The 23,366-nt window shown below is 70.7% G+C and carries 19 protein-coding genes and 4 pseudogenes; 15 read left to right on the top strand and 8 right to left on the bottom strand.

The features are described 5' to 3' along the window. Positions 1 to 5: 5 nt before the first annotated feature. Together ACFC1R_RS27100 and ACFC1R_RS27095 are read right to left on the bottom strand one after the other, a co-directional pair. A complete protein-coding gene (locus ACFC1R_RS27100; RefSeq protein WP_375942888.1) occupies positions 6 to 281 on the bottom strand; it encodes a hypothetical protein in 276 nt (91 codons plus the stop codon). A gap of 133 nt (positions 282 to 414) precedes the next feature. Further along, on the bottom strand, positions 415 to 1,773 hold the full coding sequence (locus ACFC1R_RS27095; RefSeq protein WP_375942886.1) for a BTAD domain-containing putative transcriptional regulator: 1,359 nt from the start codon (positions 1,771 to 1,773) through the stop codon (positions 415 to 417). A gap of 277 nt (positions 1,774 to 2,050) precedes the next feature. Here ACFC1R_RS27095 and ACFC1R_RS27090 point away from each other — a divergent pair. Continuing rightward, positions 2,051 to 2,179 (top strand): annotated as a pseudogene (locus ACFC1R_RS27090) (family 1 glycosylhydrolase); the annotation flags it as partial. A 563-nt stretch (positions 2,180 to 2,742) separates the two neighbouring features. Here ACFC1R_RS27090 and ACFC1R_RS27085 read toward each other — a convergent pair. Both ACFC1R_RS27085 and ACFC1R_RS27080 read right to left on the bottom strand, forming a co-directional pair. Then, a complete protein-coding gene (locus tag ACFC1R_RS27085; protein ID WP_375942884.1) occupies positions 2,743 to 2,946 on the bottom strand; it encodes a hypothetical protein in 204 nt (67 codons plus the stop codon). Between the two features lie 15 nt (positions 2,947 to 2,961). After that, entirely contained in the window at positions 2,962 to 3,855 is an 894-nt protein-coding gene (locus ACFC1R_RS27080; RefSeq protein ID WP_375942882.1) for a methyltransferase domain-containing protein, read from the bottom strand. Positions 3,856 to 4,071: 216 nt separating this feature from the next. On the opposite strand from ACFC1R_RS27080, the pseudogene ACFC1R_RS27075 reads away from it, so the two are divergent. Then, positions 4,072 to 4,197 (top strand): annotated as a pseudogene (locus ACFC1R_RS27075) (family 1 glycosylhydrolase); the annotation flags it as partial. Positions 4,198 to 4,703: 506 nt separating this feature from the next. On the opposite strand, the gene ACFC1R_RS27070 reads toward ACFC1R_RS27075, so the two are convergent. Continuing rightward, positions 4,704 to 5,858 (bottom strand): FAD-dependent oxidoreductase, encoded by a 1,155-nt coding sequence (locus ACFC1R_RS27070; RefSeq protein ID WP_375942880.1) that lies wholly within the window; start codon positions 5,856 to 5,858, stop codon positions 4,704 to 4,706. A gap of 80 nt (positions 5,859 to 5,938) precedes the next feature. Here ACFC1R_RS27070 and ACFC1R_RS27065 point away from each other — a divergent pair, with 80 nt between their 5' ends. Beyond that, complete coding sequence (locus tag ACFC1R_RS27065) at positions 5,939 to 6,631, top strand: TetR/AcrR family transcriptional regulator (RefSeq protein ID WP_375942878.1); 693 nt, start codon at positions 5,939 to 5,941, stop codon at positions 6,629 to 6,631. Between the two features lie 209 nt (positions 6,632 to 6,840). Here the strand turns inward: ACFC1R_RS27065 and ACFC1R_RS27060 are convergent, their stop codons facing one another. Next, positions 6,841 to 7,746 carry a LysR family transcriptional regulator gene (locus ACFC1R_RS27060; RefSeq protein WP_375942876.1) on the bottom strand — a complete coding sequence of 302 codons (906 nt, stop codon included), beginning with the start codon at positions 7,744 to 7,746 and terminating at the stop codon, positions 6,841 to 6,843. Positions 7,747 to 7,886: 140 nt separating this feature from the next. Between ACFC1R_RS27060 and ACFC1R_RS27055 the strand changes: the two genes are divergently transcribed. The 12 genes and pseudogenes from ACFC1R_RS27055 to ACFC1R_RS27000 all read left to right on the top strand — a co-directional run bounded on the left by ACFC1R_RS27055 (position 7,887) and on the right by ACFC1R_RS27000 (position 18,644). Then, the gene (locus ACFC1R_RS27055; RefSeq protein ID WP_375942874.1) at positions 7,887 to 8,705 is read left to right on the top strand and encodes an inositol monophosphatase family protein; all 819 of its coding nucleotides are present in this window, start codon (positions 7,887 to 7,889) and stop codon (positions 8,703 to 8,705) included. 45 nt (positions 8,706 to 8,750) lie between these two features. Further along, positions 8,751 to 9,347 carry an NADPH-dependent F420 reductase gene (locus ACFC1R_RS27050; protein ID WP_375942872.1) on the top strand — a complete coding sequence of 199 codons (597 nt, stop codon included), beginning with the start codon at positions 8,751 to 8,753 and terminating at the stop codon, positions 9,345 to 9,347. A 428-nt stretch (positions 9,348 to 9,775) separates the two neighbouring features. Beyond that, positions 9,776 to 9,904, top strand: a pseudogene (locus ACFC1R_RS27045) (family 1 glycosylhydrolase); the annotation flags it as partial. Positions 9,905 to 9,909: 5 nt separating this feature from the next. Further along, positions 9,910 to 10,270 (top strand): annotated as a pseudogene (locus tag ACFC1R_RS27040) (IS5/IS1182 family transposase); the annotation flags it as partial. A 59-nt stretch (positions 10,271 to 10,329) separates the two neighbouring features. After that, entirely contained in the window at positions 10,330 to 11,022 is a 693-nt protein-coding gene (locus ACFC1R_RS27035; protein WP_375942870.1) for a Crp/Fnr family transcriptional regulator, read from the top strand. 122 nt (positions 11,023 to 11,144) lie between these two features. Further along, positions 11,145 to 12,137: a hypothetical protein gene (locus tag ACFC1R_RS27030; protein WP_375942868.1), complete on the top strand. Its 993-nt coding sequence runs from the start codon at positions 11,145 to 11,147 to the stop codon at positions 12,135 to 12,137. After that, entirely contained in the window at positions 12,134 to 14,389 is a 2,256-nt protein-coding gene (locus tag ACFC1R_RS27025; RefSeq protein WP_375942866.1) for a hypothetical protein, read from the top strand. The genes ACFC1R_RS27030 and ACFC1R_RS27025 overlap by 4 nt, the downstream gene beginning before the upstream one ends. Before the next feature lie 241 nt (positions 14,390 to 14,630). Further along, positions 14,631 to 15,332 carry a hypothetical protein gene (locus ACFC1R_RS27020; RefSeq protein ID WP_375942865.1) on the top strand — a complete coding sequence of 234 codons (702 nt, stop codon included), beginning with the start codon at positions 14,631 to 14,633 and terminating at the stop codon, positions 15,330 to 15,332. Between the two features lie 182 nt (positions 15,333 to 15,514). Next, on the top strand, positions 15,515 to 15,976 hold the full coding sequence (locus tag ACFC1R_RS27015) for a Pycsar system effector family protein (protein ID WP_375942864.1): 462 nt from the start codon (positions 15,515 to 15,517) through the stop codon (positions 15,974 to 15,976). A gap of 322 nt (positions 15,977 to 16,298) precedes the next feature. Then, the gene (locus ACFC1R_RS27010; protein WP_375942953.1) at positions 16,299 to 16,367 is read left to right on the top strand and encodes a hypothetical protein; all 69 of its coding nucleotides are present in this window, start codon (positions 16,299 to 16,301) and stop codon (positions 16,365 to 16,367) included. A gap of 646 nt (positions 16,368 to 17,013) precedes the next feature. Further along, a complete protein-coding gene (locus ACFC1R_RS27005; RefSeq protein ID WP_375942862.1) occupies positions 17,014 to 17,262 on the top strand; it encodes a hypothetical protein in 249 nt (82 codons plus the stop codon). 344 nt (positions 17,263 to 17,606) lie between these two features. Beyond that, complete coding sequence (locus tag ACFC1R_RS27000) at positions 17,607 to 18,644, top strand: SMI1/KNR4 family protein (protein ID WP_375942860.1); 1,038 nt, start codon at positions 17,607 to 17,609, stop codon at positions 18,642 to 18,644. 319 nt (positions 18,645 to 18,963) lie between these two features. Here ACFC1R_RS27000 and ACFC1R_RS26995 read toward each other — a convergent pair whose 3' ends face one another. Together ACFC1R_RS26995 and ACFC1R_RS26990 are read right to left on the bottom strand one after the other, a co-directional pair. Beyond that, positions 18,964 to 21,579: a DUF6493 family protein gene (locus ACFC1R_RS26995; RefSeq protein WP_375942858.1), complete on the bottom strand. Its 2,616-nt coding sequence runs from the start codon at positions 21,577 to 21,579 to the stop codon at positions 18,964 to 18,966. Beyond that, entirely contained in the window at positions 21,576 to 22,964 is a 1,389-nt protein-coding gene (locus tag ACFC1R_RS26990) for an SWIM zinc finger family protein (RefSeq protein WP_375942856.1), read from the bottom strand. The genes ACFC1R_RS26995 and ACFC1R_RS26990 overlap by 4 nt, the downstream gene beginning before the upstream one ends. Positions 22,965 to 23,366 lie beyond the last annotated feature (402 nt).

Genomic DNA, 23,366 nt, shown 5'->3' with positions numbered 1-23,366 from the left:
GGGGCTCAGTGGTTCTCCGGCACCGGCCGGACGACGTGGGGGCTCTCGGTGGAGCCCGCGCCGGCGATCCCGCCGTGGAGCCGGTCGGCGGCGCGCCTGACCGCCTTGGTGCCGCGGCCGGCCTCGCTGGACGCCCGCGTCGCGTACCGGGCGGACCGGTTGCCGTCCGGAGCGTCGGGGGCCACCAGGTGGCCGTCGCCCTGCATGATCAGGCGCGCCTCGCCGTGCCCGGCGGCGGTGCCGGCCGGCGCGCGGTTGATACAGGTGATCGTCCCACTCATCAGTTCGTCCTCTTCCCATCGCCGGGGATTCCGGGCGGCTTACCTGATCAGACGGTGATCTCGGCTGCCGACAGGATTTTGCGATGGGCCGGTTGACGAGGGATGAACGCGCACGTTTATTCGCAGACGGATGCTATTCGCGAGGGTGCGAAAGGAGGGCGGAAACCGGCCAGGCGGGACGGCCCACCAAGCGGCTCGCGGCCAGCCGCAGGGCGCGGGGCTGATGGTCGCACGCAGCGGCCAGGGCCCGGGCCGCGCCCGGTTCCCGGGCCAGGCGCCTGGTACCCAAGGCGCGGGCCAGCAGCTCGATCCCCTCGTCGGGCGTCATCCGGCCGACGGTGACGGTGTGTCCACCGGGCAGTGGTCGGCCGGCGGTGACGATGGCCGCGCTTCCGGACTCGGCCGGCAGCAGCGGGCGGACCTGCTCGGCATCGACGGCGCCGTCGAGCAACACCAGGACACGCCGTCCGGCGAGCAGCCGACGGTAGAGCGCGCGCAGGTCGGCGAGGCCCGGCGGGACGGCGTGCTCCTCGACGCCGAAGGCCCGCACGAAGGCGGCCAGGACGGTGGCCGGATCCGCGCCGGGGGCCTTCCCGCCCAGGTCGGCGTGGAGCTGGCCGTCGGGATGGCCGGGGGCGAGCAGGTGGGCGGCGTGGATGGCGAGCGCGCTCTTGCCGTAGCCGGGTGGCCCGGTGACGGTGACCCACCGTGGTCCCGGCGCGGCCAGGGCGGCGGCGAGCTCCGTCAGCAAGGTCGCTCGGCCGGTGAAGTCGGCGACATCGGGCGGGAGTTGGAACGGCCGGCGAACCTTCCGGGGGGCGGTCCGGGAGGCCCAGGGCGTCCAGTCCGCCAGGTCCGTGGTCCGGCCGCGGAGGCGTGCCGCCAGGGCCGCCGCCTCGCCGTCGGGGGCGGAGCCGGCGAGCAGGGCGAGGGCCTGCTCGGTGCGGCCGGCCCGGGCGAGCGCGAGCGCGTGGGGGACGACGGTGGCCTGCCCGGGGGCGGGTTCCACCGTGAGCGGCAGCCCGAGTTCGACGTCGAGTTCGAGCCGGGCCAGCCGGGCCTCGCCCCGGCGCCCGGCCAGCATCCGGCGGTCGTGCTCGGCGAACGGGCCCGGCACGCAGTCCAGGGCCACCGCCGCGGACCAGCGGCCGAGCGCGGCTGTGAGCAGGGCGTGGGCCCGCTCGGGCTGCCTGTTGCGACGGGCGGCGGTGGCGGCGGCGAGCTCGGCGAGGAACACCGTACGGTCGATGTTCGCCGGGTCCGCATTCAGCCGATACGCCTTGCCGACGTGCCGCAGGACATTGCCGCCCTCGGAGGCGCCGTCCTCGGAGGCGCCGTCCTTGTCGGCCAGGATATTGCGCAGCCGGTACATGGTGGCGGGCAGCCCCTTGGCACGGTTCGGCGCCTCGTCACCCTCCTCACCCCAGACGCCGTCGATGATCTCCGCCACGGGCACCGGCTGCCCGGCGTGGGCGAGCAGGACGGCGAGCACCGCGCGGTCCCGAGCCCGGTTCAGTCGCAGCTCCCGATCGCCGCGCCGGGCCCTGAGCGATCCAAGCGTGCTGAAGTGCAGCTTCAGGGGGATCCTCCTTATGCGACCGATTCCGACACCCGGTCATGTTACGGAGGCGCTGAGCGCAGACAAGGGAGGCAGTCGATATCACGCCATCGTCCGCCGAGACCCCTCAACTTCGCTGACGAATAGTCAATTTGAAGGAGGATAATAGTTTGCAGTCATGATCTCGCTATAATGACAGCCTGTTCGACGGGCCGAGGGGTTCCATCAAAGGTTCGGCCTCGTCCATGTCGACTTCACCACCCAGCGTCGCACCCCGAAGGCGTCCTACGTCTGGTACCGCGACCTGATCGCCACCCAGCGAAGCTACCGCTCAAGGTAGTTGGCCTCCAGTTGCTGCGGGATGTACGGCCTCTTGGCAAAGGCTGAAAGGCCATCTGGATGACGCGGCCACAGCAACTGCGCCTCAGACATTGCGCAAAAGACAGGGTGTTCGACAAGTCGACAGCCCATCACCAGTGGTTCAACCGTCGGCCTGTTGCGCGGGACGGGCCGCCTTGCGAACCCGGGCCCGCGACGGGGACCTCGGTGAGCGTCGTGCGTCGGAGCGGGGGGCTCAGGGCCCAGTGCTGGTCGGCCAGCAAGGCCGGGCAATCCCGGCTGCGACGTGCTCCGGACCACTCCGTCCTCATCGGGCGCGGCATGCCCGCGCCCGATGAGCGAAGGGCTTCACACTGCCCAGGAACTGGCTTCCAGGTGCTGGCCCTCGTCAACGACATTCACCGGAGGACTCGTACGAGGCCTGAGCGGAGGGGTGCCTGGCCGTCGCGCCAGCCGATAGGGCAGGTGGGGTCCATGGCAAGTGCGGCGAATCCCGCGGCGTGGCGCTCGGTGCGCGAGGCGGCGTTGCCGCAGGTGTCTTCGGAGAACAAAGGCGTCATGTTCTCAGTCCTGGGCACCCGTGCCCTCCTGCTGTACCGGGTCGATGAGACCGAGCACCGCAGGAGGTAGGCGGTTGGTACCGAGCGGCTGGACAGCATCCCCGCGCTGGAGTGCCTGCTCGGCCTTCCGGTCGGCCGTCCGGTTGCGCGCACCTGCGCGAGCTGCCTGGCCTCCCTCGACGAACGGCGCCGTGGGCAGGTCGGACAACGCCTGGATCCGCGCCTAACCGAGTGCCGGCGGGTGCTCGGCTGGACGGCGTCCCCAGGCCGAAATCAGCGGCGCGAGTGTCAGGTCGAGTTTGCCCGCGTGGATGGCGGCCAGGTGCGCGTCGATCTCGTCATCGTTGGCCAGGCCGGCCGCGAGCAGCTCGCCGCGCACGTGCCGGATGGTCGCCGCCTCCAGCCGGTCGCAGGCCAGCCCGCCGACCGGGAAAGCGCCCCCCGCGGCGACATCTACCAAGCCGGCCTCACGCAATGCCCGCGGCAGTGTCCGGCCGTAGCGCAGGTCCGCGCCGCGGCGCGTCAGCAGCTCCCGGACCGCGTCACGCAGCCGGTTGGCCTGCCGTTGCGCAGGGCCGCTGTCGTCCAGGCATGCCAGTGGCTGCAGAGCGGTATCGGCGTCCTCGACCAGCAGCCAGCCGCCGGGCCGTAGCGCTGCCGTCATCGTGGCCAACGCCCGAGCCCGGTCGGGTACATGGACCAGCACGAGCCGGGCGTGCACCAGATCGAACGTCCCCGCCTCCGGGGGCGGGTCAGCGGCGACGTCGTGCTGGCGCACCTCGTACCCGTCGCCTGTCTTCAGCCACGACGGGTCGATGTCCGTGGCCAGCACGTGCCCGGTCGGACCGACGGCCGCCGCGAGCGCCTCCGGGATACTGGGGCCACCGGCCCCCACTTCCCAGCAGCGCGAGCCGGCCCTGACCCCCAGTCGATCGAAGTGCCCGCGCGTCACACCGTCGAACAGCTCGGCCAGCCAAACGAATCGCTCACCCGCCTCGGCGCGCGCGTTGTCCAGCAGGTAGCCGCGGGCGGGAGCGGACTCTCCACCGAGCGCGGTAGTCCCGTCTATCGGATTCGGTCGGCCACCAACGTGCGGCGGGCGGGGCGAGGAGGTCATCCCTACATGGTCAACCTCCCCAGGCCACCAGCGCCACGACGGCGGGAGAGGGATATCTCACACAGCCGGCCAACCGATCACGACGGCGCAGCGAGGGCGGTCTCAGAGATTGGAATCCTGTTTGCGAGAGTGTAAGTCGCCTGCCAGAACGGCGACTTGGACGTCGTCCCGGATTGATCTGCGAAGCCCTGGCTATGATGACAGGGCGTTCGACGGGCTGAGGGCTACCACCAGCGCTTCGGCCTGGTCCACGTCGACTTCGAGACGCAAGTGCGTACCCCCAAGGCCTCGTACGGCTGGTGCCGCGACCTGATCGCCGCCCATCGTGCGGGGCATTCGTAAGGTCGGGCGCCGTCCCGGACAGGACGCGCTTGCCCTCGGCTGACGTGGTGAGACGGTAGACGGGGATCCCGGCTGTGCCAAACGACGGCCCCGCCGCGTCTTCCCCGGCTGGTGCTGAGGTTGCTGGCGAACACACCTCGCAGGCCGGGGTGGGCGGCCAGCGTCTGCTGCACCTGTGCGGCAGCTGTGGCCGGCTGGTCGTTGTCGTACAGCGCCGGCAGGACCGTGATGTCGGGGTGGTGGGTCATCTCCTCGACGAAGCCGTTGATCCGGGCGTCGGTGGTGGGGGCCTGCGGGCGGATGCCCTCGACCACCGTGCGGATGTCGAGGGGCCCTCACGCCCGGTCGAGCGGGTCCCGGTCCGCGAAGGCATGTGCCACCGGCCCGTGTGCCGGGTCGACCTCCCACCGGTTCACCTGGTGAGGAAGAGCCCCGCCGCCTCCCACCGGTTCACCTGGTGAGGACGAGCCCCGCCGCCCCCGGTCGTCCGAACGCGGCGGTCACCTTCAGGACTGTGCCACCGCCTCGTCCTTTTCCTCCGGGTGCCCGCTGAAGAAGTCGACCAAGCTCTGCGGTGCGCGCTCGCCGAGGCAGAGGTCAAGAATCTCGTGGGCGTCCGCGTAGAAGGCCTCGCTGCGCTGGAAGAGCTCCTTCTCGTAGTCGGCGAGCGCCGCTTCGACGTCGTCGGGGTGCTGGGCGATGGCCTTGCCGAGTTCGGCACCGTCGAACATCGCCAGGTTGGCGCCGTCGCCGGACGGCGGCATCAGGTGCGCGGCGTCGCCGAGCAGCGTCACGCCAGGCACCCGGTCCCAGCGGTGTCCGTTCGGGAGGGTGTGGATCATGCGTGCCACCGGGGTGGTCTCGCCGTCGGTGATCAGCGCGGTGAGGTGCGGCGCCCAGCCGTCGAACTCGGCCGCGATCCGGGCGCTCGCGGCCGCGGTGTCGGTGAAGTCCGTGGCGGCGATCCACTCGGCCGAACGGTTCAGCTCGACATAGGTGTGGAGGACGCCACCCGCCTCACGGTGGGCGACGATCCCCTTGCCGGGGGCGAGTGCGTACATGGCGCCACGGCCGACCAGTGCGGCCGTCGCGGGGTGCCGCTCGTCGACGTCGTGCAGGTAGGTCTCGACGAACGTCGTGCCGGTGTAGACGGGCCGGGCGTCGGAGAGCAGCGGCCGGACCCTGGACCAGGCGCCGTCCGCGCCGACCAGGACGGTGCTGGTCACGGTCGAGCCGTCGGTGAAGGTCAGCTCGTGCCGGCCGTCGCCGAGCGGCCGGACGTCGGTGACCTTGCTGCCCCAGCGCACCGTCTCCTCGGGCAGGGAGTCGAGCAGGATCCGGCGCAGGTCGCCGCGGAGCACCTCGGGGCGTACCGCGGTGCCGTCGGAGGGGACGTCCAGCAGCAGCGCGCCGTGCTGGTCGAGCACCCGGGCGGCGTCGCCGCCCTCGTGGATGATCGCGCGGAACTCGTCGGTGAGGCCGGCGTCCGCGAGGGCGCGCTGTCCGTCCTCCTCGTGGATGTCGAGCTGGCCGCCCTGGGCGCGGGACTCGGCGGAGGGGTCGGCTTCGTGGACGGTGGCGGGGATGCCGTGGACGTGCAGGACACGCGCGAGGGTGAGGCCGCCCAGGCCAGCGCCGATGATCGTGACCGGTGTCGTCATGCTGTTCCCTTCGAAGCAGTGATGGAACGTTGTTCCATTCTCATGTTGGAACAGTGCTCCATTCATGTCAAACTGTGGTCATGGCCATCAAGAAGCAGCGGGCTGTACGGCGCACGGACGCGCTGTCGAAAGAACGGATCGTGGAGGCCGCGATCGAGATCCTCGACTCCGACGGCGAGGGCGCGCTGACCTTCCGCACGCTCGCGGCCCACCTGGCCACCGGAAGCGGGGCGATCTACTGGCACGTCGCCAACAAGGACGACCTGCTGGCGGCGGCCACCAACGACGTGATCGCCCGGGTCATGGCGGACCTGGCCGGCGGCGCGCGTCCGCGGGAGGCGATCCGGGCCCTCGCGCTCGGGCTCTTCGACGCGATCGACGCACATCCCTGGGTCGGCACCCAGCTCTCCCGCGCGCCGTGGCTGGCCGCGATTCCGCAGATCTTCGAGGGTTTCGGCAGCCGGCTGGAGGCACTCGGTGTGCCCGAGGGGGCGCAGTTCGACGCCACGTCCACGCTCGTGATCCATGTCCTCGGCGTCGCCGGACAGAACGCCGCCAACGCCCGCCTGCACGCGCACAGGACCGATCGGACGGCCTTCCTGGGCGAGATCGCCCAGCAGTGGGCCCAGCTCGATCCCGCTCGGTACCCGTTCGTGCACCGGGTGGCGGCGCAGTTGCCCGAGCACGACGACCGGGAGCAGTTCCTGGCGGGCATCGACCTCATCCTGGGCGGCGTCGAGGCCGCCCACCCGGGTCCGTCCCCTCGGATCTGACTCGAACCCGAGCGGGCCGAGGGCCGGCCGAGAAGTTGGTGCCGTGCGCTCAGAACGGGAGGGCCGGCCCCGCCCGGACGGTCGTGCCGGAGAGGCCGCAGCGCTGCCCCAGCGGGTGGCGAGCTGCGCGATCAGGGAGCGACCCGGTCGTGCTGTGAGGTGACCCTGGAGTGTGGACGTGTCCCGGTGAAGCGGCCGTACGGCGTCGGCTACGACGCTCCGCACGCGGCTAGCGCGGTTCGCGCCAGTGCGCGCAGCCAGGCGTGGGTGTGGTCGGTGTCGTAGCGCTGGTGCCATGACAGGTATATCGGTGCCGAGGGGAGTTCGAGCGGCAGGGGGAGTACGGCCAGGCCGAGGTCGGCGGCCGCGGTGCGTGTGGTGATTTCGGGGACGGTGATCAGGAGGTCGGTGTCGCGCGCGAACTCCAGCGCGGCTGCTTCCGTGGGGGCGGCCGCCACCACGCGGCGGGTGAGGCCGAGCCGAGTGAGGGCGTCGTCGAGGGCGTTGCTGAGGTTTCCGCGTCGCGAGACGGTGACGTGTTCGGCGGCGGCGTACTGCTGAGCAGTGACGGTTTGGGCGCGGGTGAGGGGGTGTCCCTGCCTCACGACGGCGACGAGGCGGGTCTCGCCCACGTGCTCGGCGCGGATGTCGGGTGCGCTCGGGCGGTTGGAGTTCGCCTCCAGATCGACCTCGCCGCGTCGCAGTTCGGGGGTGTCGGTGCTCGATTCCGCGACGAAGCGCAGTCGCACGCCCGGCGCCTGTCCGCGTACGGCCGCGAGCAGCGCGGGGCCGCTGAGGGCGACCAGGGAATCGTGCCAGCGGAGCGTGAAGGTGCGTTCCAGCGTGGCCGGATCGAGTTCACGGCTCGGTGCCAGCACGCCCCGGACCTGGTGCAGCAGCTCGTGCACCTGTTCCCGGACGGCGATCGCATAGGGCGTCGGGGTCATGGTGCGGCCGGTGCGCACCAGGATCTGGTCCCCGGTCGTGCGCCGGATCCGGCCCAGACTCCGGCTCATCGCGGGGGCGGTGACGTGCAGGCGCGCGGCCGCCCCGGCCACGCTGCCTTCCTCCAGCAGTGCGTCGAGCGCGGTGAGCAGATTCAAATCCAATTGCATGGGAGTAATCCCAGTCGTGCTTGACATGCACTTGATGCTAACGGAGGGGGTGGATAGCGTCGTCACCACGGCGCAGGACGGACCGCACGGCCTGGCCCGAAATCCTCTTCATCACCCCTTGCCCAGACGGGAGTTCCACCATGTCCGCAACGCTTCGGACCACCGACGTCACCGTCTCCGACGCCGACCTGCTCACGCAGACCGCGAACGCCGTGCGCGAGGCCGGTTCGGCGCTGCGCGAGCGCTTCGGCGAGGTGGTCCCCTACCGGAACCGCGAAGAGCTGATGCGCGCGCTCGCCGCCAACGACGACACGGCCCTCGGCATCCTGCGCCCCCGCCTCACGAGCCTGCGCCCGGACGCCGGCTGGGTCGAGGACGAGCTGGACGGCGGGGCGCTGCCGTCCGGCGAGTGGTGGGTCGTGGACCCGGCCGAGGGCAACGTCAACCACCTGCACGCCCTGCCGGAGTGGGCAGTGACCGCCACCCTCGTGCGCGACAACCAGCCGGTGCTCACCGTCGTCCACCTGCCGTTGACCGGCGAGACCTACACCGCGCTCACCGGCGCGGGCGCCCACCTCGACGGCCGGCGCCTGCACGTCTCCCAGACCGCGGACCTCGGCCTGAGCGTCGTGGCCACCAGCCAGGCCCGGCCGGACGAGGACGAGAACGTCGTACGACGCGTCGGCTCCTCGATCACCGCGATGCTCTTCGACGCACTCGTCGTCCGCGTCGCCGTGCCCGCGACCCTGCACCTGCTGAACGTGGCCGCCGGCCGGCTCGACGCCTTCTGGCAGTTCGCCGGCGCCCGCGCGGACCTGCTCCCCGGCGCACTCCTCGTCACCGAAGCCGGCGGACGGATCTCCGACGCCCAGGGCCGCCCCTGGACCCCCCAGAGCGGAAGCTTCCTGGCCGCCGCGCCCGGCGTCCACGCCCAGGCCGTCGCCACCCTCTCACGCTGACCGAACACCACCCCACCCGCACACACGACAAGGGACCACACCCTCATGACCACGATCGCAGTACTCGGAAACGGCCGCGTCGGCGGCAACCTGGCCGCGGCCCTCACTCGCGCAGGGCACGAGGTGACCGTCGCGGACCGCACACCAGGCGCCGCCGCCGACGCCGCCCGACGCGCCCGGATCGTCATCAACGCCACCCCGGGTGCCGGCTCCCTGGAACGGCTCGTCGCCCTGCGCGACGAACTGCGCGGTACCGTCCTCGTCGACGTCTCCAACGCCACCACCGACGGACCGGACGGCCTGCCCGCCGACCTGCTCTACCCCGGCTCGAGTCTTGCCGAGCAACTCCAGGACGCACTCCCCGAAACGCGCGTCGTCAAGACCCTCAACACCATGCTCTTCCCGGTGATGACCGCCCCGGCCACACTCACCCAGACGCCCACCGTGTTCCTCTCCGGCGAGGACCCAAGGGCCAAGCAGACCGTGCGCGAACTCCTCACCGACCTCGGCTGGCACAACGAATGGATCACCGACCTCGGCGGGATCCGGACCGCCCGCGCAACCGAGGCCGCGATCCTGTTCGTACCCCACGTGATCCGCTCCAGCGGATTCACACCCTTCGCGATCTCGATCACCCGCTGACCACGGGACCCAGCACACCCCCCGGCCGGCCCGCATACGCCCCGTCATGCTCGTGGTGGTCTAGGTAGGGTGGTTGCAGCCGAACAACTTGCCGTCCAGGATCACGAGTGCCCAGCGTGTGGGTACGGGCGAGTTTGCCGGTGAGTCGCTGATTGAGATCTCGCAGGCGGGCGATGCGGGCCTGGCGCGGGTCGGGCTGCTGGCCTGCCGCTCGGGCTGCTACCCGCCGCTTCTCGAACTCGTCCTTGAGAGGCCCCCAGGTCCGGTGGAGGGATGCGCGGGAGATACCGGACCCCGACCGGAGTCAGAGCCCGAGGCCACCTCGGGACCGACGTGCGATGACCTCTGTCTACCCCAACTGTTTTAACAGGTACGGTGATTGACGTTGGGGAATCGGCTCCCGGGTAGAATGACGGGGTGTTCGGCGGGCTGAGGGGTTCAGTCAGAGGTTCGGCCTGGTGCACGTCGACTTCGAGACTCAGCGTCGCACCCCGAAGGCGTCGTACGCCTGGTATCGCGACCTGATCGCCACCCACCAGGCGCGGCAGGCCAGGTAGGCGTTGGGGTCGCGTGGCGGGATCTGCCGACCCGTTTTTGGGCCGTGGACCACGGTGCACGGTCGGCACCGCCTCTCCGGTGCGCCGACGGCACGTGGGACCGGATCCTGACGGCCCTACAGGCCGCGGCCGACGCCGAGGGTCGTCTCGACTGGAGCCTGGCGGGCATCGACTCGACATCTTGCTGGGCCTACCAGCACGGGGCCGACGCCCGCAAGGACGCACCGGCGCTCCACCGATGAGGGTGTCCCGATGCAGCACCGCCCCGACGAGGGCCTCGGGCGCTCGCGCGGAGGACTGACAAGCAAAATCCACCTTGCCTGCGAGGGCTGCCGCCGTCCCCTGGCCGTGCTCGTCACGCCGGGCTGTTGACTGGATCGTGCGGTCCGTCTGCGCGCAAGCTCGGTAACTTCTAAGGTCGTTGCATGAGCGACCACACCGGAGGAACTTTGGCCCCGTTTGGTCAGACGCTGCGTCACCTCACTGGTGATGTGCTCTGGGACGGCATGCTGGCGGCGGCATACGAGCGGCGGCATCCCATTGGCAGCACCCTTCTGAGGCAAGGGGAGCCTGGCACCCATGTGCTCGCGCTGCGCGCAGGGGTGGCCAAGGTGATCCGGCAGGAACGGAGCGGTGACCTCACACTGCTGGCGTTCCGCGGCCCCGGCGAACTGCTGGGAGAGGTGGCAGTACTAGACGGTGGGGTGCGGTCGGCGAGTGTCCAGGCGATATCGGATTGCTCGGTCGCGGTCCTGAGCGGGGCGGCGTTCCTGCGGTTCGTCACGGACCACCACCTATTCCCCGTGATGGTTCGCTACGCCCTCGGCAGGCTCAGGGAGTCTGACCTGGCGCGGGGCGGCCGGGACGTCGTGGCCCGTCTGTCGGCCGCTCTGGTCAACCTGGCCGAGGTCTCCGCGGAATCGCCCAGTCCGCGGCATGAGCACATCGAACTGGCTCTTACCCGCGAGGAACTGGCCCAGTATCTCGGGGTGTCCCGCAATACGGTCACCGCTGGCCTCGCCGAGCTCGGAGCCCTGCGAGTCCAGAGCGGACGAAAGCGCATCGTCATCGGCGACCTGTCCGCCCTGCGGCACGCGGCCTCGATGCTGCGCGACTGACGGCCTCTCGGCTCGTGTGACGCCCGTCACCAGCTTTCTGCACTGAGCGAGCAGACCGGGACACACATCCTCGCGAAGCTTGGACCACAACGTCCCGCACGGAGAACACCCGAGGAGCCCTGATGCCCCAGTCCGGTCCGTCCCTGCCCGAAGTCAGTGCCCTGCCCCACAGTCGGAGCCAGGGTCTCCCGCCCTACCGGGGGATCGTGGCTGTCGATGCCAAGGACTTCACCGGCTACCCCGCCATCGAACACGGCCTGATCACCCAGGCGATTCCGCAGCTGCTCCAACAGTCCTTCGAGCGGGCCGACCTCGCTGCCGTCTGGCGCGACCGAAGGTTTCCCGCCTCCACGGGTGATGGGTATGTCTTCGGCTTCGAGCCGACGTGGATGCCGTTCCTGATCCACCCGTGGCTTCACACGCTGCAGGAGGTGCTCAGCGAGTTCAACGTGCATTCCATGGGTACCGTGAGCATTCGTCTGCGGGTCAGCCTCCACATCGGGCCGCTGCCCGACTCGGGTGGGGAGTTTGACGGCAACGGCACGCCGCGCAACGACACCCACCGCTTGCTCGACTCCCGTCCCGTCAAGGCCATGCTGGCCGCGTCCAATGCGAACGTCACCCAGGTTGCGGCCATTCTCTCCGACCGCTGCTACCAGGATGCTGTGGCCGGCGGCTACACCGGTCGGCACCCCGACCATTTCATCGAGGTGCCAGCCACCGTCGAGGGCAAGCGGTTCGATCAAAGGGCCTGGCTGTACGTGCCCGCGCCCTCGGGCAACCTCTACGACCGCCGCATCCTGGGCGACCGCGTTGTCGACGATCAGGAGTCAGGACGTGAGTCTGCCGAAGCGGACCAGCGGGCGTCCGGTGAACGGAAAGCCCGTAGGGCGCCGCAGATGCCGGTGACGCAGCGGGTTGACCGGGGGAACCTCAACAACGGCACCGTGCACGGCGGTCAGAGCGTCAATAACGGTACTGGCGACCTCGTCCGCGGCAATCTCGTCCGAGGAGACTCCTTCGGCGGTGACTACGTCGGGGGCAACAAGGCCGGCACGGTCCAGGGAAACCAGGGCGACATGGTCTGCGGAGACAAGAACGAGCGCCGCCGGTGAGCGCCGGCGAACCCGCTGCCGCCGGAGCGAACGGCGAGGGCGAGCGCGGGCCGCAGGCCGAACGCGATGGCAAGGCGCCTGGTCAGGGCAGCGACGACCATGGCACACGAGATGTCGACGACTTCGACAATCTCGCGGACATCGACGACGACTTCGCCGGCCTGTTCGGCACTCGCGCGACCGGTAGCCCGCGCAACCTCTTCTATGTCCCCAACGGCAACATCAATGCCGGCTCCGTACACGGCGACCAGCGTGTCGAGAACACCAACTCGTCGGGCGCCTATGGCGGCCGACGAGTGGAGGCGCACGAGGGGCCGATCTCCGCGCTGGAGATCCTGGACGCCCAAGCGGGATTCGCGGAACCCGAGTGGTTCCGCCCAGCGCTGACCACGCTCGACACTCGCATTCTCTTCCTCGTCGGGGAGCCTGGTACGGGACGGCGCACGGCTGCCCTGAACCTGCTCTACCGCCACAGCGGGGGGAGCATGAGCCTCCGCGCGCTCGACAGTGACGAGAACCTGTCCGCTTGGCGTCCCACCGACGCCGAGGCCCGCGGCTATCTCGTGTACGGCCTGCTCCCTCAACACCCCCTCGGGCCGGCGGTCATCGCGAACCTCCGGCGCCTGCTGAGCGACGCCGACGCCCGCATGGTGATCGTGCTGCCTCACGATCCGGAGCGTATCCGCGGCCTTTCCCGGGACCTGCACGTCGCCCCGGTGCACTGCGCGCCCCCGCCACCCCGAGCAGTCTTCGACGCGCGCTTCGAGGCCGCCGTGCCCCATCCGGAACATCGTGAGCGGCTGCTGGCCCACCTGGAACCGGGGCAGCTGGACGCGCTGCTGCCGCCCGAACTCGTCCCCGCCCAGGTCGCCGAACTCGTCGCCGCTATCAGCATGGCAGGTGACGACGGACCCGACCCCACAGACCTTCGCGAGCGCCTCAGTTTCCTGGCGGAGGGGGAGGTGCCGGAGCTGCTACGCACGCTCCGCGACGATCCCGACGGACTCTCTTTCCTTCTCGCCACCAGTGTTTTCGAGGGGCTCGACCACCGGATCGTCAGAGAGGAGGCCGAGCGGCTCCTCGCGCTGGCCGACGGACGGTTGAACTCCGTCCTGCCGGAGAACGGCGAGGACGGCAGCCAGGACCGGCCCAGACGCCGGGAGAATCCGCAGCCGAACCCGCGATTTGTCTTCCGCCGGTCGCTGCAGGAGCTTCTGCACACCATCCGTGCGGAGTGCGCGCCCCAGGAGATCCGCGCGAACACCGGTTTTACGTACACGGTAGAGCCGGTGCGATTCACCCGGCACCGCCAGGCGGAGACAGTCCTGCGGCACGTATGGCGGCAGTACGGTGAGTTGTCCGGGCTGTTGACGGAGTGGATGGACAACGTCCCCGGCGCGGAGAACGAGTTGGCTGAGCCCGTGGGCCGGGTCATGGGGATGGCCGCAGGCTGGGGCGGTGGCCGCCGGGCACTGCGACACATCCGCGAGTTGGCGCGGTCCGAGCACCTGCACAGCCGCACCACCGCTGCATACGCGCTCGGTATCGCGGCTCAGGACCCGGTCCTGGCCAGCGAGATCAAGCACCGGGTCAGCAGTTGGAGCAGTGACCGTGGTTGGCAGCTGCGATCAACGGTCGCCTATGCCTGCGGAACGGACTTCGGGGCATCCCGGCCGGACCTGGCGCTGTCCCTGCTGCGGCGCTCCTACCGCGGACTGGACGGCGACGAGCGGCGAGTCGCGGCGGCGGTCCAGCTTTCCCTGCGGGTACTCTTCGCTGCGGGAAACCAGCAGGCCGTCTTCCGGAAGATCGCCGAGTGGGCGGATCACCAGGGGCCCGACGTGGAACTGTCGCTCCAGGTCTTCCCGAAGCTGCTCCGGGAGGACCCTTCCTGGTTTCAGGAGCAGCTGTTGACCGTCGGCGAACACACCGAGATCGTCATCGCCCTCGTCCGCCGTGCCCTCGACGACGACAGCATCTTCGACGAGACCTGCCGTTCGCTGATCGGCTGGTGCCGTGTGGCTGCCTGGGACGAACGGCTGCGCAGCGCCGTGGAGACGCTGCTGACCGCGCTCGCCCAGGACCTGCGCCTGGGGGTCCTGCGCCTGTTCGTCGAGATCGACGGAGACGAGAATCCCGAACTCGCCGGACGGGACATCGCCCATCACGCTCTGGAAGCCTGGCGTCGAGGCGCTCAGCGGTCCTACAGCCCTACTTACTCGCATGGAGGACACGATGACCGCGGAGAGTGATGACCTCGTCTACATGCCTGCTACACACGCTCCTTGGCGCGAGATTCTGCGTCAGCGCTGGTCCGGGCGACGTGACCGCGCCCTGGTGCTGCGGGATCGGGACGGGTACCACCACCTACGGGGGAATCGCCGCCGCACACCCGCCGCGGAGGATCTTGAAGCGGCCCCGGCCGGCCCGGCGGCCGGCCGGGGCGGACTGCGCGGATACGACAGTGCGTACCTCGTTCGACTTGACGAACGGTTGGAGACACGGGCCGTCGCCTTCCCGACCCAGTACGGCACCGAAGCCTTGGACATCCATGTGCTGTGGTGGGTCCATGACGCCGTACAGGCAGTTCAGACCCGGACAGTGCGCGGCTGGTACCCGGTCCGCAAGGACTTCGACCGGCGCCTGCGCCACCTCAAGGACCAGTACGCCGCTGCCGGGCACAGCTTCGGTGCGTCCGAGCTGATGCAGTACCTGGCCGCACCCCACCGGATGTCGGAGTTCGGTCTCACCTACCGCGTCACGGACGTCTCCGAGCGGGAGAACACTGCCGAGCTGCGGCTGGGGGAGCCCGACGGTGCCGGCCTGCCTTACGCCTGGACCGACAAGAGCCGCGAGGAGTACGACTTCTGCAAGCGTGCGGTCCAGGACGGCCCAGTGGCACTTGCGTCGCTCTGGCTCGCCAGACGCCCCGACGAGGTCAGCCAGGTGCTGAACTGGGCTGCTGCTCATGCCGACCTGCTCCGCGGCGAGACCACCTGGCAGGACTCGGTGGCCGGCCTGCTGGGCAAGCTGACGGCACAGGAGCAGCAGGAGCTCTCCCGGCTGCTTCGCGACCGGCTCGTCGCGCTTGGACGGTCAGTGCCCGGACCGCAAGGCTCCGGGGCGGAGTTCAGGAAGATCCGTTCCCAAGCCAACGGCTGGGCGGGGGGCGTGGTGAACGGGAGGCCAGCGTGACGCTGACAACCACAGCCCGCAGCGCGGCACGGCGGACAGCGCGGAGCACCGTCGTCCGGCCGCGGAGCCCGTCCTCGCACCCCCGTCATCGGTCACCACAAGGCGCGCTGCGCCGACGCCGCGACGCAGGTTCCCCTGCGACTGCACCGAACCCGCGGACCGTGGCGGCGATGGAGCGTCTCATGGCGGCCAACCACGTGGAACTCACCCGAGCGGACACCAAGGCCGCTGTCCTCCTGGGCTTCACCGGAGCAGCTCTCGGCGCCTTCATTCCCCTGAACAGGAACGACGGCACCGGATCCGCCCTCTTCGCTTGGGACGCCCACCTGTTGTGGTGGACCTCCGTCCTCAGCGCGCTGCTTGCCGTGGTTTGCTTCGTGTCGGCCATCGCCCCACGCCACCGCGAGGGGCGACACCATGGCGTGGCCGGTCCCGGTTACTTCGAGCACCTCACGCCGGACCTCGGCTCCGGCCTACTGAGCCGTGCATTCGAGAACGTCGGACGTGACCCGGTCGGCCCGCTCCTCGCGTCCCTGGTCGGGACCAGCGCCATCATCCGGGCCAAATACCGTTGGATCGAGGCAGGAACCGTCCTGTTGCTCCTCGCGCTACCTCAGTTCGCCACGCTCCTCAGGCCGGTGTGACGAGGTCCTGGGCAACGGCTCGCGGCGGGGGACGTGGACTACGGTGCGGTCAAGGCCCCTCGCTCTGGGTTGTTGACCGGCCATGAGGCGGCGCACAGGCGCGTTGCAAGGCGGCCGATCACGCTACCAGCACCGGCGGAGTCATCGGGTCGGTCAGTCGTCGGTAGCGAGCTGTCGGTTTTCAGCTTCGCCCAGGTCGCGTGTGCTGGGCGAAGCGTCAGCTCCGCCTTGCCAGAACAGAGTTCGGTAGGTCTTGATGTCGACAGCTTGGGTAGGCTGACAGGGTGTTCGACGGCCTGAGGGCTACCATCAGCGCTTCGGCCTGGTCCACGTCGACTTCGCGACGCAGAAGCGCACCCCGAAGCGTCGTACGGCTGATACCGCGACCTGATCGCTACTCATCGGACGTGACATTCACGATAGTTGAGCTCCGGATCGGATGTGCCCCCCGTCAGGCTCGATGCAGGTTCGGCAGGGCCTTGCGAAGCAAGCTCATGGCCGCTCAGCGCACTTGAGGAGGCAATGACAGGGTGTTCGACAGATCCGGTGGTCTTCACCAATGGTTCGCCGATGGCTCGACCAGGCGAAACGTCGGCCCCTGGCGAGCCGGTCCGGACGCCAGGACGATGTCACCGTGGTCGGCCTCACCCCGCTCGACTGTGCCTTGCTGCGCGCCATGGAGATCCACCTCGACGACCCGCGTCCAATGCTTCTCATCCTCCGCGCCGGTATCGCAGCGGGTGGCAGGCGGAGGCGACGGGGGAGCCTTTGCACTTCAGCACGGCCGGCGACCGGGCGGCCTTCGTCCTTGTCGCCGAGGCGAGTCGGTGAATGGTGAAGCGCGTATCTGGATGGCAAGCCGTCAAGGATCCGCCGCCGAAGCCAGACCGCATGCCACGAGACCAGACACCGCTGAAGTCCCTTGGCCGGGGCAGTGCGTCAGGTCATGGCCAGTGCCTCCCAAAGAGCGTCGGAGTCCTCGCACGCCGCCCCGCCGGCAACGGACGAATTCCGGGAAAGCCCAGGAGGTGGTTCGCATGGCCGGAGCTGTCCGCGAGGATCCACAAGAGTCCGGGCAGGAGGTGGAGGCCTTCGAACTCGACCTGAGCCCGGCCGAGCAGTCGGCCTTGGCGATCCTGTGGACACTGGCCGACCCCAAGCCGGACGAACGCGAAGCACTGGCCGCGCTGCTCGTCGCCTCGAAGGCGTTCGAGCGGGAACGCGCTGAGCTGGGATCCGAGTTGCTGCGATCCTCGTTCAGTTGCGAGCAAGACGCGGTTCGGTGAGCCGACGCTGAAGAAGGTTCGCAAACCGATCGACTCGGTCAACGACACCCTCAACGGGCAGATCGGCGTCCCGCCGAGCTGGGCCATGACCCGGCCAAACTGTTGCGGCGGGACCGGTACCGGCAAGAACACGCCCGGCCGGATCCTGACGCGCACTGGCGATCAACTCCGCGTCGTCGAAGTCCCGGGAAGTCACGATCGCTCCGGAGAGTGCCCAGCTACCGGCCGTCGCCCAGCGGGCGCTCCCATGGAGCGATCAGTCAGTCATTCGTGACGAGCTCAACCGCGTTCGCGTCTGGGCGCGAAACGTACAATCGCCGGACGAGCAGGTGCGGGAGGGCGCAGTGGGACACTTCGAGGGCTTCGACGTCGCCGGGTTCTGGGACGACTCGGCGTACGCGCTGGAGGAGTACGTGGAGGAGGCTCCGCCCTCGCGGGAGTTGATCGAGTCGTTGGAGGAGGAGCTCGGCGGGTACCGTCTGCCCGGCTCGTACATCGCGCTGATGAGCGAGCACAACGGTGGCACTCCGACCCGGGCCTGCTTCCCCATGCCGGAGGCGACGTCCTGGGCCGACGACTACATCGAGATCACCGGTATCCGGGGCGTCGGGCGGACCCGGCCGCAGTCGCTGGGCGGCGAGTTCGGCAGCCGGTTCTGGATCGAGATGTGGGAGTACCCCGATATCGGTGTCTACTTCGCCGACACCCCCTCGGCCGGCCACGACATGCTCGCCCTCGACTACCGCGCGTGCGGCAGGTACGGCGAGCCGACCGTGGTGCACGTCGCCCAGGAGGACGACTTCGCGATCACCCTGGTCGCGGAGAACTTCGAGGCGTTCGTCACGGGCCTGGTCGACGAGTCCGTCTACGACACCTCGGAGCAGGACCGGCTCGCCGAGCTCGCCAAGGTGGGCGACGGCAGCTTCTCCCCGGTCCTGCTGCGTGCCTTCAGTGAGGTCGCGGACGTTCTGCCCGACGCGGACCGGCGAATGCGGGCGCTTGCGGAGGCCGTCGTGCGCGACAAGGGGTTCTTCGTCCTGCACGCCGACGCGCGCTCCATGCTGATGTACGACTACCTGTTCTGGCTGTTCACCAGCTTCAACCAGGTCGACTCCTTCGAGCGGTACCTCAGGACACCTCCGCAGACCGAGCGGTCCTACACGCTGCCGAACTACGAGCTCATGATCGCCGGCTTCGGCCCCGCATCCGAGCCGTACGGCTTCTGCACCGGCGGATACGCCCCCGCCTGCCTCGAAGAGTGGTGGAACTCCCGCATCGCCTCGGGCCACATCGCCGAGACCGCCGACGGCTACCGGTTCACCGACGCCGCCATCGCCGCGCTGCTCGACGAACTCACCACCGTGGCAGGGGCACGCGGATAGCCGTACGCGCCAGGGCGACACCGTACCTCCCAAGGTTCCCGAGCCGCCGCCCTGGCGATGGTTTCAAGCTCGTCGAGTCCGCCCAGGTCCGATGCCGAGTGAACGCACCCCGCCTCGTCGCCCTCGGCTTAGTCATCTCGAACGCGGCGAAGCTCGTCGAACGACCCGCGACCCTCGCAGTGCGAACAACCTCAACTGATCCGCAGGAATCGACAATTCCTTGCTGAGGTCCGCCAGCGCGGCCTGAGTCGGGCCGACCTGCCCGATCCCACCGCGACCTCGGCATCCAGTGGCCGACCGGTCGCCTGCCGGCGGAGCCTCACACGCCCGCCGCCAGCACCTCCTGCAGTGCCCTCGCCTCCTTCACCAGCCGGCTTGCCCCGCCACGCCCGGCAGCCGCCGACACCTCGGCGATCGACCCCCGCGCGCCACTGCGCCGCGCGCAGTCGGCGGCCACCGCGAGCAGCTCGCCCGCACCCCGCACGGGCTTGGCCGTGAGCAACTGGGGCAACGCCCCCGCCAGCACCGACCAGACCGTGCCGTACGCGCCCGTCCCGGCGGCAGCGCGCGCGGAATCGGTGAGGCGGTTGGTCTTCACCGCGCCGATCAGCACCAGCTCCGCCAACTCCCGCCCGAGCAGGGCGCCGTCCAGGTCGCCCCGGACCGCGAGCACCAGCAGGGCGTCCACGGCGGCGGCGCGGTCCTCGGGCAGCCGGGCCCCCAGCCCGTAGGCGACCGCCAGGTGGACGGCCGGACCGGCCGGACCGTCGGCCTCGGCGAGGTAGGGGAGCAGCTCCGCCGCGCCCCTGGCCTCCACGTTGGCGAAGGCGTCGAGCAGCCGGGCAGCCAGCTCCTCACGGTGGTTGGGCAGTGCCGCGAGCCAGTGCCGGGACGGCGAGGAGCGCCAGTACCGGACCGTCCGCCTGCCCGAGGGGACCAGCGGCCCGAGCAGCTTCGCGGCGTCGGCCGCCAGCGGTTCGTCCAGCTCCACGCCGGGCTGCTCGACCACGGTCAGCACGGCGTCCTGCACGGTGTACGCCTCCCACCGGTCCAACCCGCGGTCTTCACCCGGTACGAAACGCACCCGGGTTGACGGCTGCGCGGGCAGCCCGCCCGACCTGAGCCAGCGCGCCACGCGCTGCCCGGCGTCCGAGGTGAGGCGCTCCGCCGCCGCCAGTACCTCGGCGTCGTCGGTCGGCACGACGCGGAGCAGGGCCTGCGAGAGGTCGGCCGGCCCCGCCTCCACGTCGGCCGCCTCATAGGCGGCGAGCCGCTCGACCAGCGCCGCCGCGTCCAGCGAGCCGCTGGCGGAGGTCGGCGTGGCGAGCAGGAACGGCGTCCGGCCGGGCCGGAGCCGTCGGGCCGCCTCCTCCAGGCGGCTCGCGAGCAGGTCGCCGAAGTCCGTGGCGCGGTGGATGCTGCGCAGGAGTTCGGGGGTCGTCCGGCGGGCAGCCACCATGGCGACGTGCAGGATGTCGGGCGGCGAACAGTCCGCCCAGCGTGTGCCGCTCCACAGGTGGACCCGCAGCACCGGCTCCAACGCCTTGACGAGCGCCGGGCGGTCCCGGTACGCGTGCCGCACCAGGCCGTCGAGGGCGCGTTCGAAGGCGGTCACGTCCGCGTCGCCCGCGAGGATCGCGCCGATCTCCTCGGCCACCTCCGCCGGGCTGCCCAGCGGATCGGGCATCGGCACGGGCTGCGGCACGGGCGGCAGCAGCTCCTCGTACACCTCGGCGAGCGCCTGGAGTTCGACGCCGAAGAGTTCCCCGGCCCGTGCGGTGTGGGCCGGGTTGAGCACGTCGGAGGCCGCCCGTAGCTGCGGGAGCACCTCCTCGCCCGCCGTCTCGAGGTGACGCGCGATCACCTTCAGTGCGCGGTCCTGCACATCGGGATCGGGGTGGCCGAAGGCGTCCGCCGCCGCGAGTACCACCTCGCCGGACCGCGCCGGATCCCGTCGCGCCGCCTTGTCCAGCCAGCTGAGCTGGGTACGGACGAGCTTCTTCTCGGTGCGGAAGAGGACCGTCGCCGAAGCCTCGCCGAGCAGGCCGGGCGCCAGCAGGCCCGCCTCGTCGAGGTGGGCCAGCACCTGCTGGGCGTGCACCGCGACGGTGGACAGCGCGTCGAGCAGCGCGAGGTAGCTCCTGACCCGCGCCGCGTTCTCCTGGGCCGTCGGCGCGAAGGCCTGGAGAAGTGTCAGGAAGCCGCGCTGATCGCTCGCCCGGCCACCGCGCAGCAGACGGGCCAGGCAGCGGTCGATCATCTCGTCCCGGTCCAGTACGCCCTGTTCGGCGAGGCGCGCCAGACACTGCGCCCAGCCGCCGCCGTCCTGCTGCTCGTGCCACGGGCGGTCGAGCTCGGCGCCGATCTCGTCGATCTCGAACAGGCGGGGGACCAGCAGCGGGACGAACGGGTCGGCCGACAGCCGCTGCCACAGGGTGGGGCCGACTACGCCGCCGGTCAGGTGCGGGGCTCGGTCGCGCTGCCAGCCCCGGTCGGTGAGCCAGTGCGCGACGAAGCCCTCCGAGGTCGGCACCGGGCAGCCGGTGGTCAGCACCAGGTGCTCCAGGAACTGGTACTCGTCGGACCACCAAGCCTCCTGCCGGCGTTCGGCCAGCCTGGCGACCACGGCCGTCCGCCACTCCGGCGGCTGGCTCTCGAAGACCGTCAGCAGCGCGGGATGGCGCCAACCGCTGCCACGGCTGAACTCCGCGCCGCCCAGCCAGCCGGCCGCCGCCGCGGCGGCGGTGTGGCAGCCGGCCCCCGCGATCAGCAGGGCCTGCGTGATGTCGGGCTTCCGCCACCAGTCCTCGCGGATCTCCTTGCGGAACGCCTTCAGCTCCGGCAGGCAGGCGCGGCGCTGGGCCGGGGTCAGCTCGGCCAGCTCGGCGGCCACGCCGTCGGCGTCCCCCGCCCGTACCAGTTCGATCAGCTTCATCGCTTCCCCTCGACCGTCGCGCCCTCGACCGCCGCGCCCTCGACCAGGCTCACCGCGAGCGCATGCTTGCACGGGCCGCGCCCGCCCCGGTACTTGGCCCACCACAGGCAGGTGCAGCTCAGCCGCCCGTCCGCCCCCGCCCGCACCCGCTGCACGTGGTCGTCCACCGTCACCAGCGCGCCGCCCGGCTCGAGCCGCACCGCGCCCGCCGCGACCAGCGCGCGGGCGGCCCGCAGGCGCGGGTTCTGCGTCTCGGCGCGGCCGGAGTCGTAGGGGAGCTGGCGGTGGAAGTACGCGGCCTCGGCCGTGTCGTAGCCGATCTGACCGGCCGTCCCGAGCCGGGTCAGCGCGGCGCGGACCCGGGCGATCGACAGGCCCGCCTGCTCGGCGAGTTCGGCCAGGTCGATCCGGGGCTCCCAGGCCAGCAGCACCGAGACCAGCTCAGCGTCGGCGGCCGCGTCCTCGGTGACGAGCGCGCCGAGCACGCCGCCCTCGCCGGAGAAGCCGCGCGAGGCGTCCGGCGACAGCGTGAGCGTCAGCCGCATGCCCGGCAGCACCACCTCCCAGGCGCCCGCCGCGGGCGACGGGCCGGCGGGCGGCCCGTACACGCGCAGGGCCAGTGCGTGCCGCAGCACCCGTTGCAGGGAGGCCAGCCGCTCGGGGCCGGGCAGGCAGACCGCGCCGGGGACGGGCCGGCTGGTCGGGCGCAGCGTACGGCCTGCGGCGACCACCCACTGCGTGGTTCGGGCACCAGAGCGGGCGGTGCCACGCGGCAGCGAGCGCAGGAAACGGACGGCCTCGGCGGCCGGCACCTCGGCGCGCAGGTCGAATCCTGCCGCCAGCACCTGGGTTTCGGCGAAGCCGCGCAGCCAGCGGTCCGGCAGCGGGACCTTCTTCTCGACCAAAGGACCGTCGAGGGTGGCGACCTCCAGCGCGTCCGGGCCGACGGACAGATGCAGCGGGTCGGCGGCGCCGATCAGGGTGAGCGCCTCACGAAGCGGGTGGTTGACGTCCACGTTGGTGGTGCCGTGGCCGATGTCGTCGCCGTCCAGCCCGTCGGCGAGCACGTCGAGGCGGGCGTAGACGCCGCAGCAGCCGGAGAAGGACTCGAAACGCAGCCGGTCGCCGTTGGCCGTGACCACCGGGTCGAGCGAGGCGGGCCGCAGGGGCTGGTAGTACCGGGTGGCGGCCACGTCGGCGACCGCGAGCAGGGCAGCTGCGGCTGGTGCCGGGGCAGTCAGGAAGCCGCTGAAGAAACGCGGGTTGGCGGCTGCTCCGGTCGGGGTCGCACCACCCGAGGTCTCCAGGGCGAGGCTGGGCCCGGCGCTGCTCTCACGCACGGCGGAGGGGCGGAGGTAGGCGTACGTCTGTACGGCTTGCGTCATACCGAGCACGCTAGGGTCCCGCACTGACAAGCCCGATTTCCGGAACTCGTTCCACCATCCCGACGAAACCCCGGTCACGTCGTCGAGCGCCGCGCACCTGCCGGCATGAGCGGGTGAATGGCGAGTCATCCTCGGGTAGCGGGCGACCTTGCGGCGGTCCCCGGCGAGTGCTCCCCCGGAGGACTGGATGCCCGGCACGTCGGGTGAGAAACCAACGGGGCCATTGACACAGGTAGTTCAGCGTGATCTTGCGAGGAACCCCGGCCGTTTACGGCCGGGAGGAATCGCATCCTTCGTGCTGCGGCGAGGAGCGCCGCAGCATCGCTTCGGAAAGCTGGATGGTCAGTCGGGTCGCTTCTGGTTCTCGATGTACTCCTTGATGATGCTCAGTGGCGCGCCGCC

It is taken from the genome of Kitasatospora sp. NPDC056138 (assembly GCF_042264695.1).
Lineage (GTDB): Bacteria > Actinomycetota > Actinomycetes > Streptomycetales > Streptomycetaceae > Kitasatospora.
This window is presented reverse-complemented; position numbering and strand designations above follow the sequence as displayed.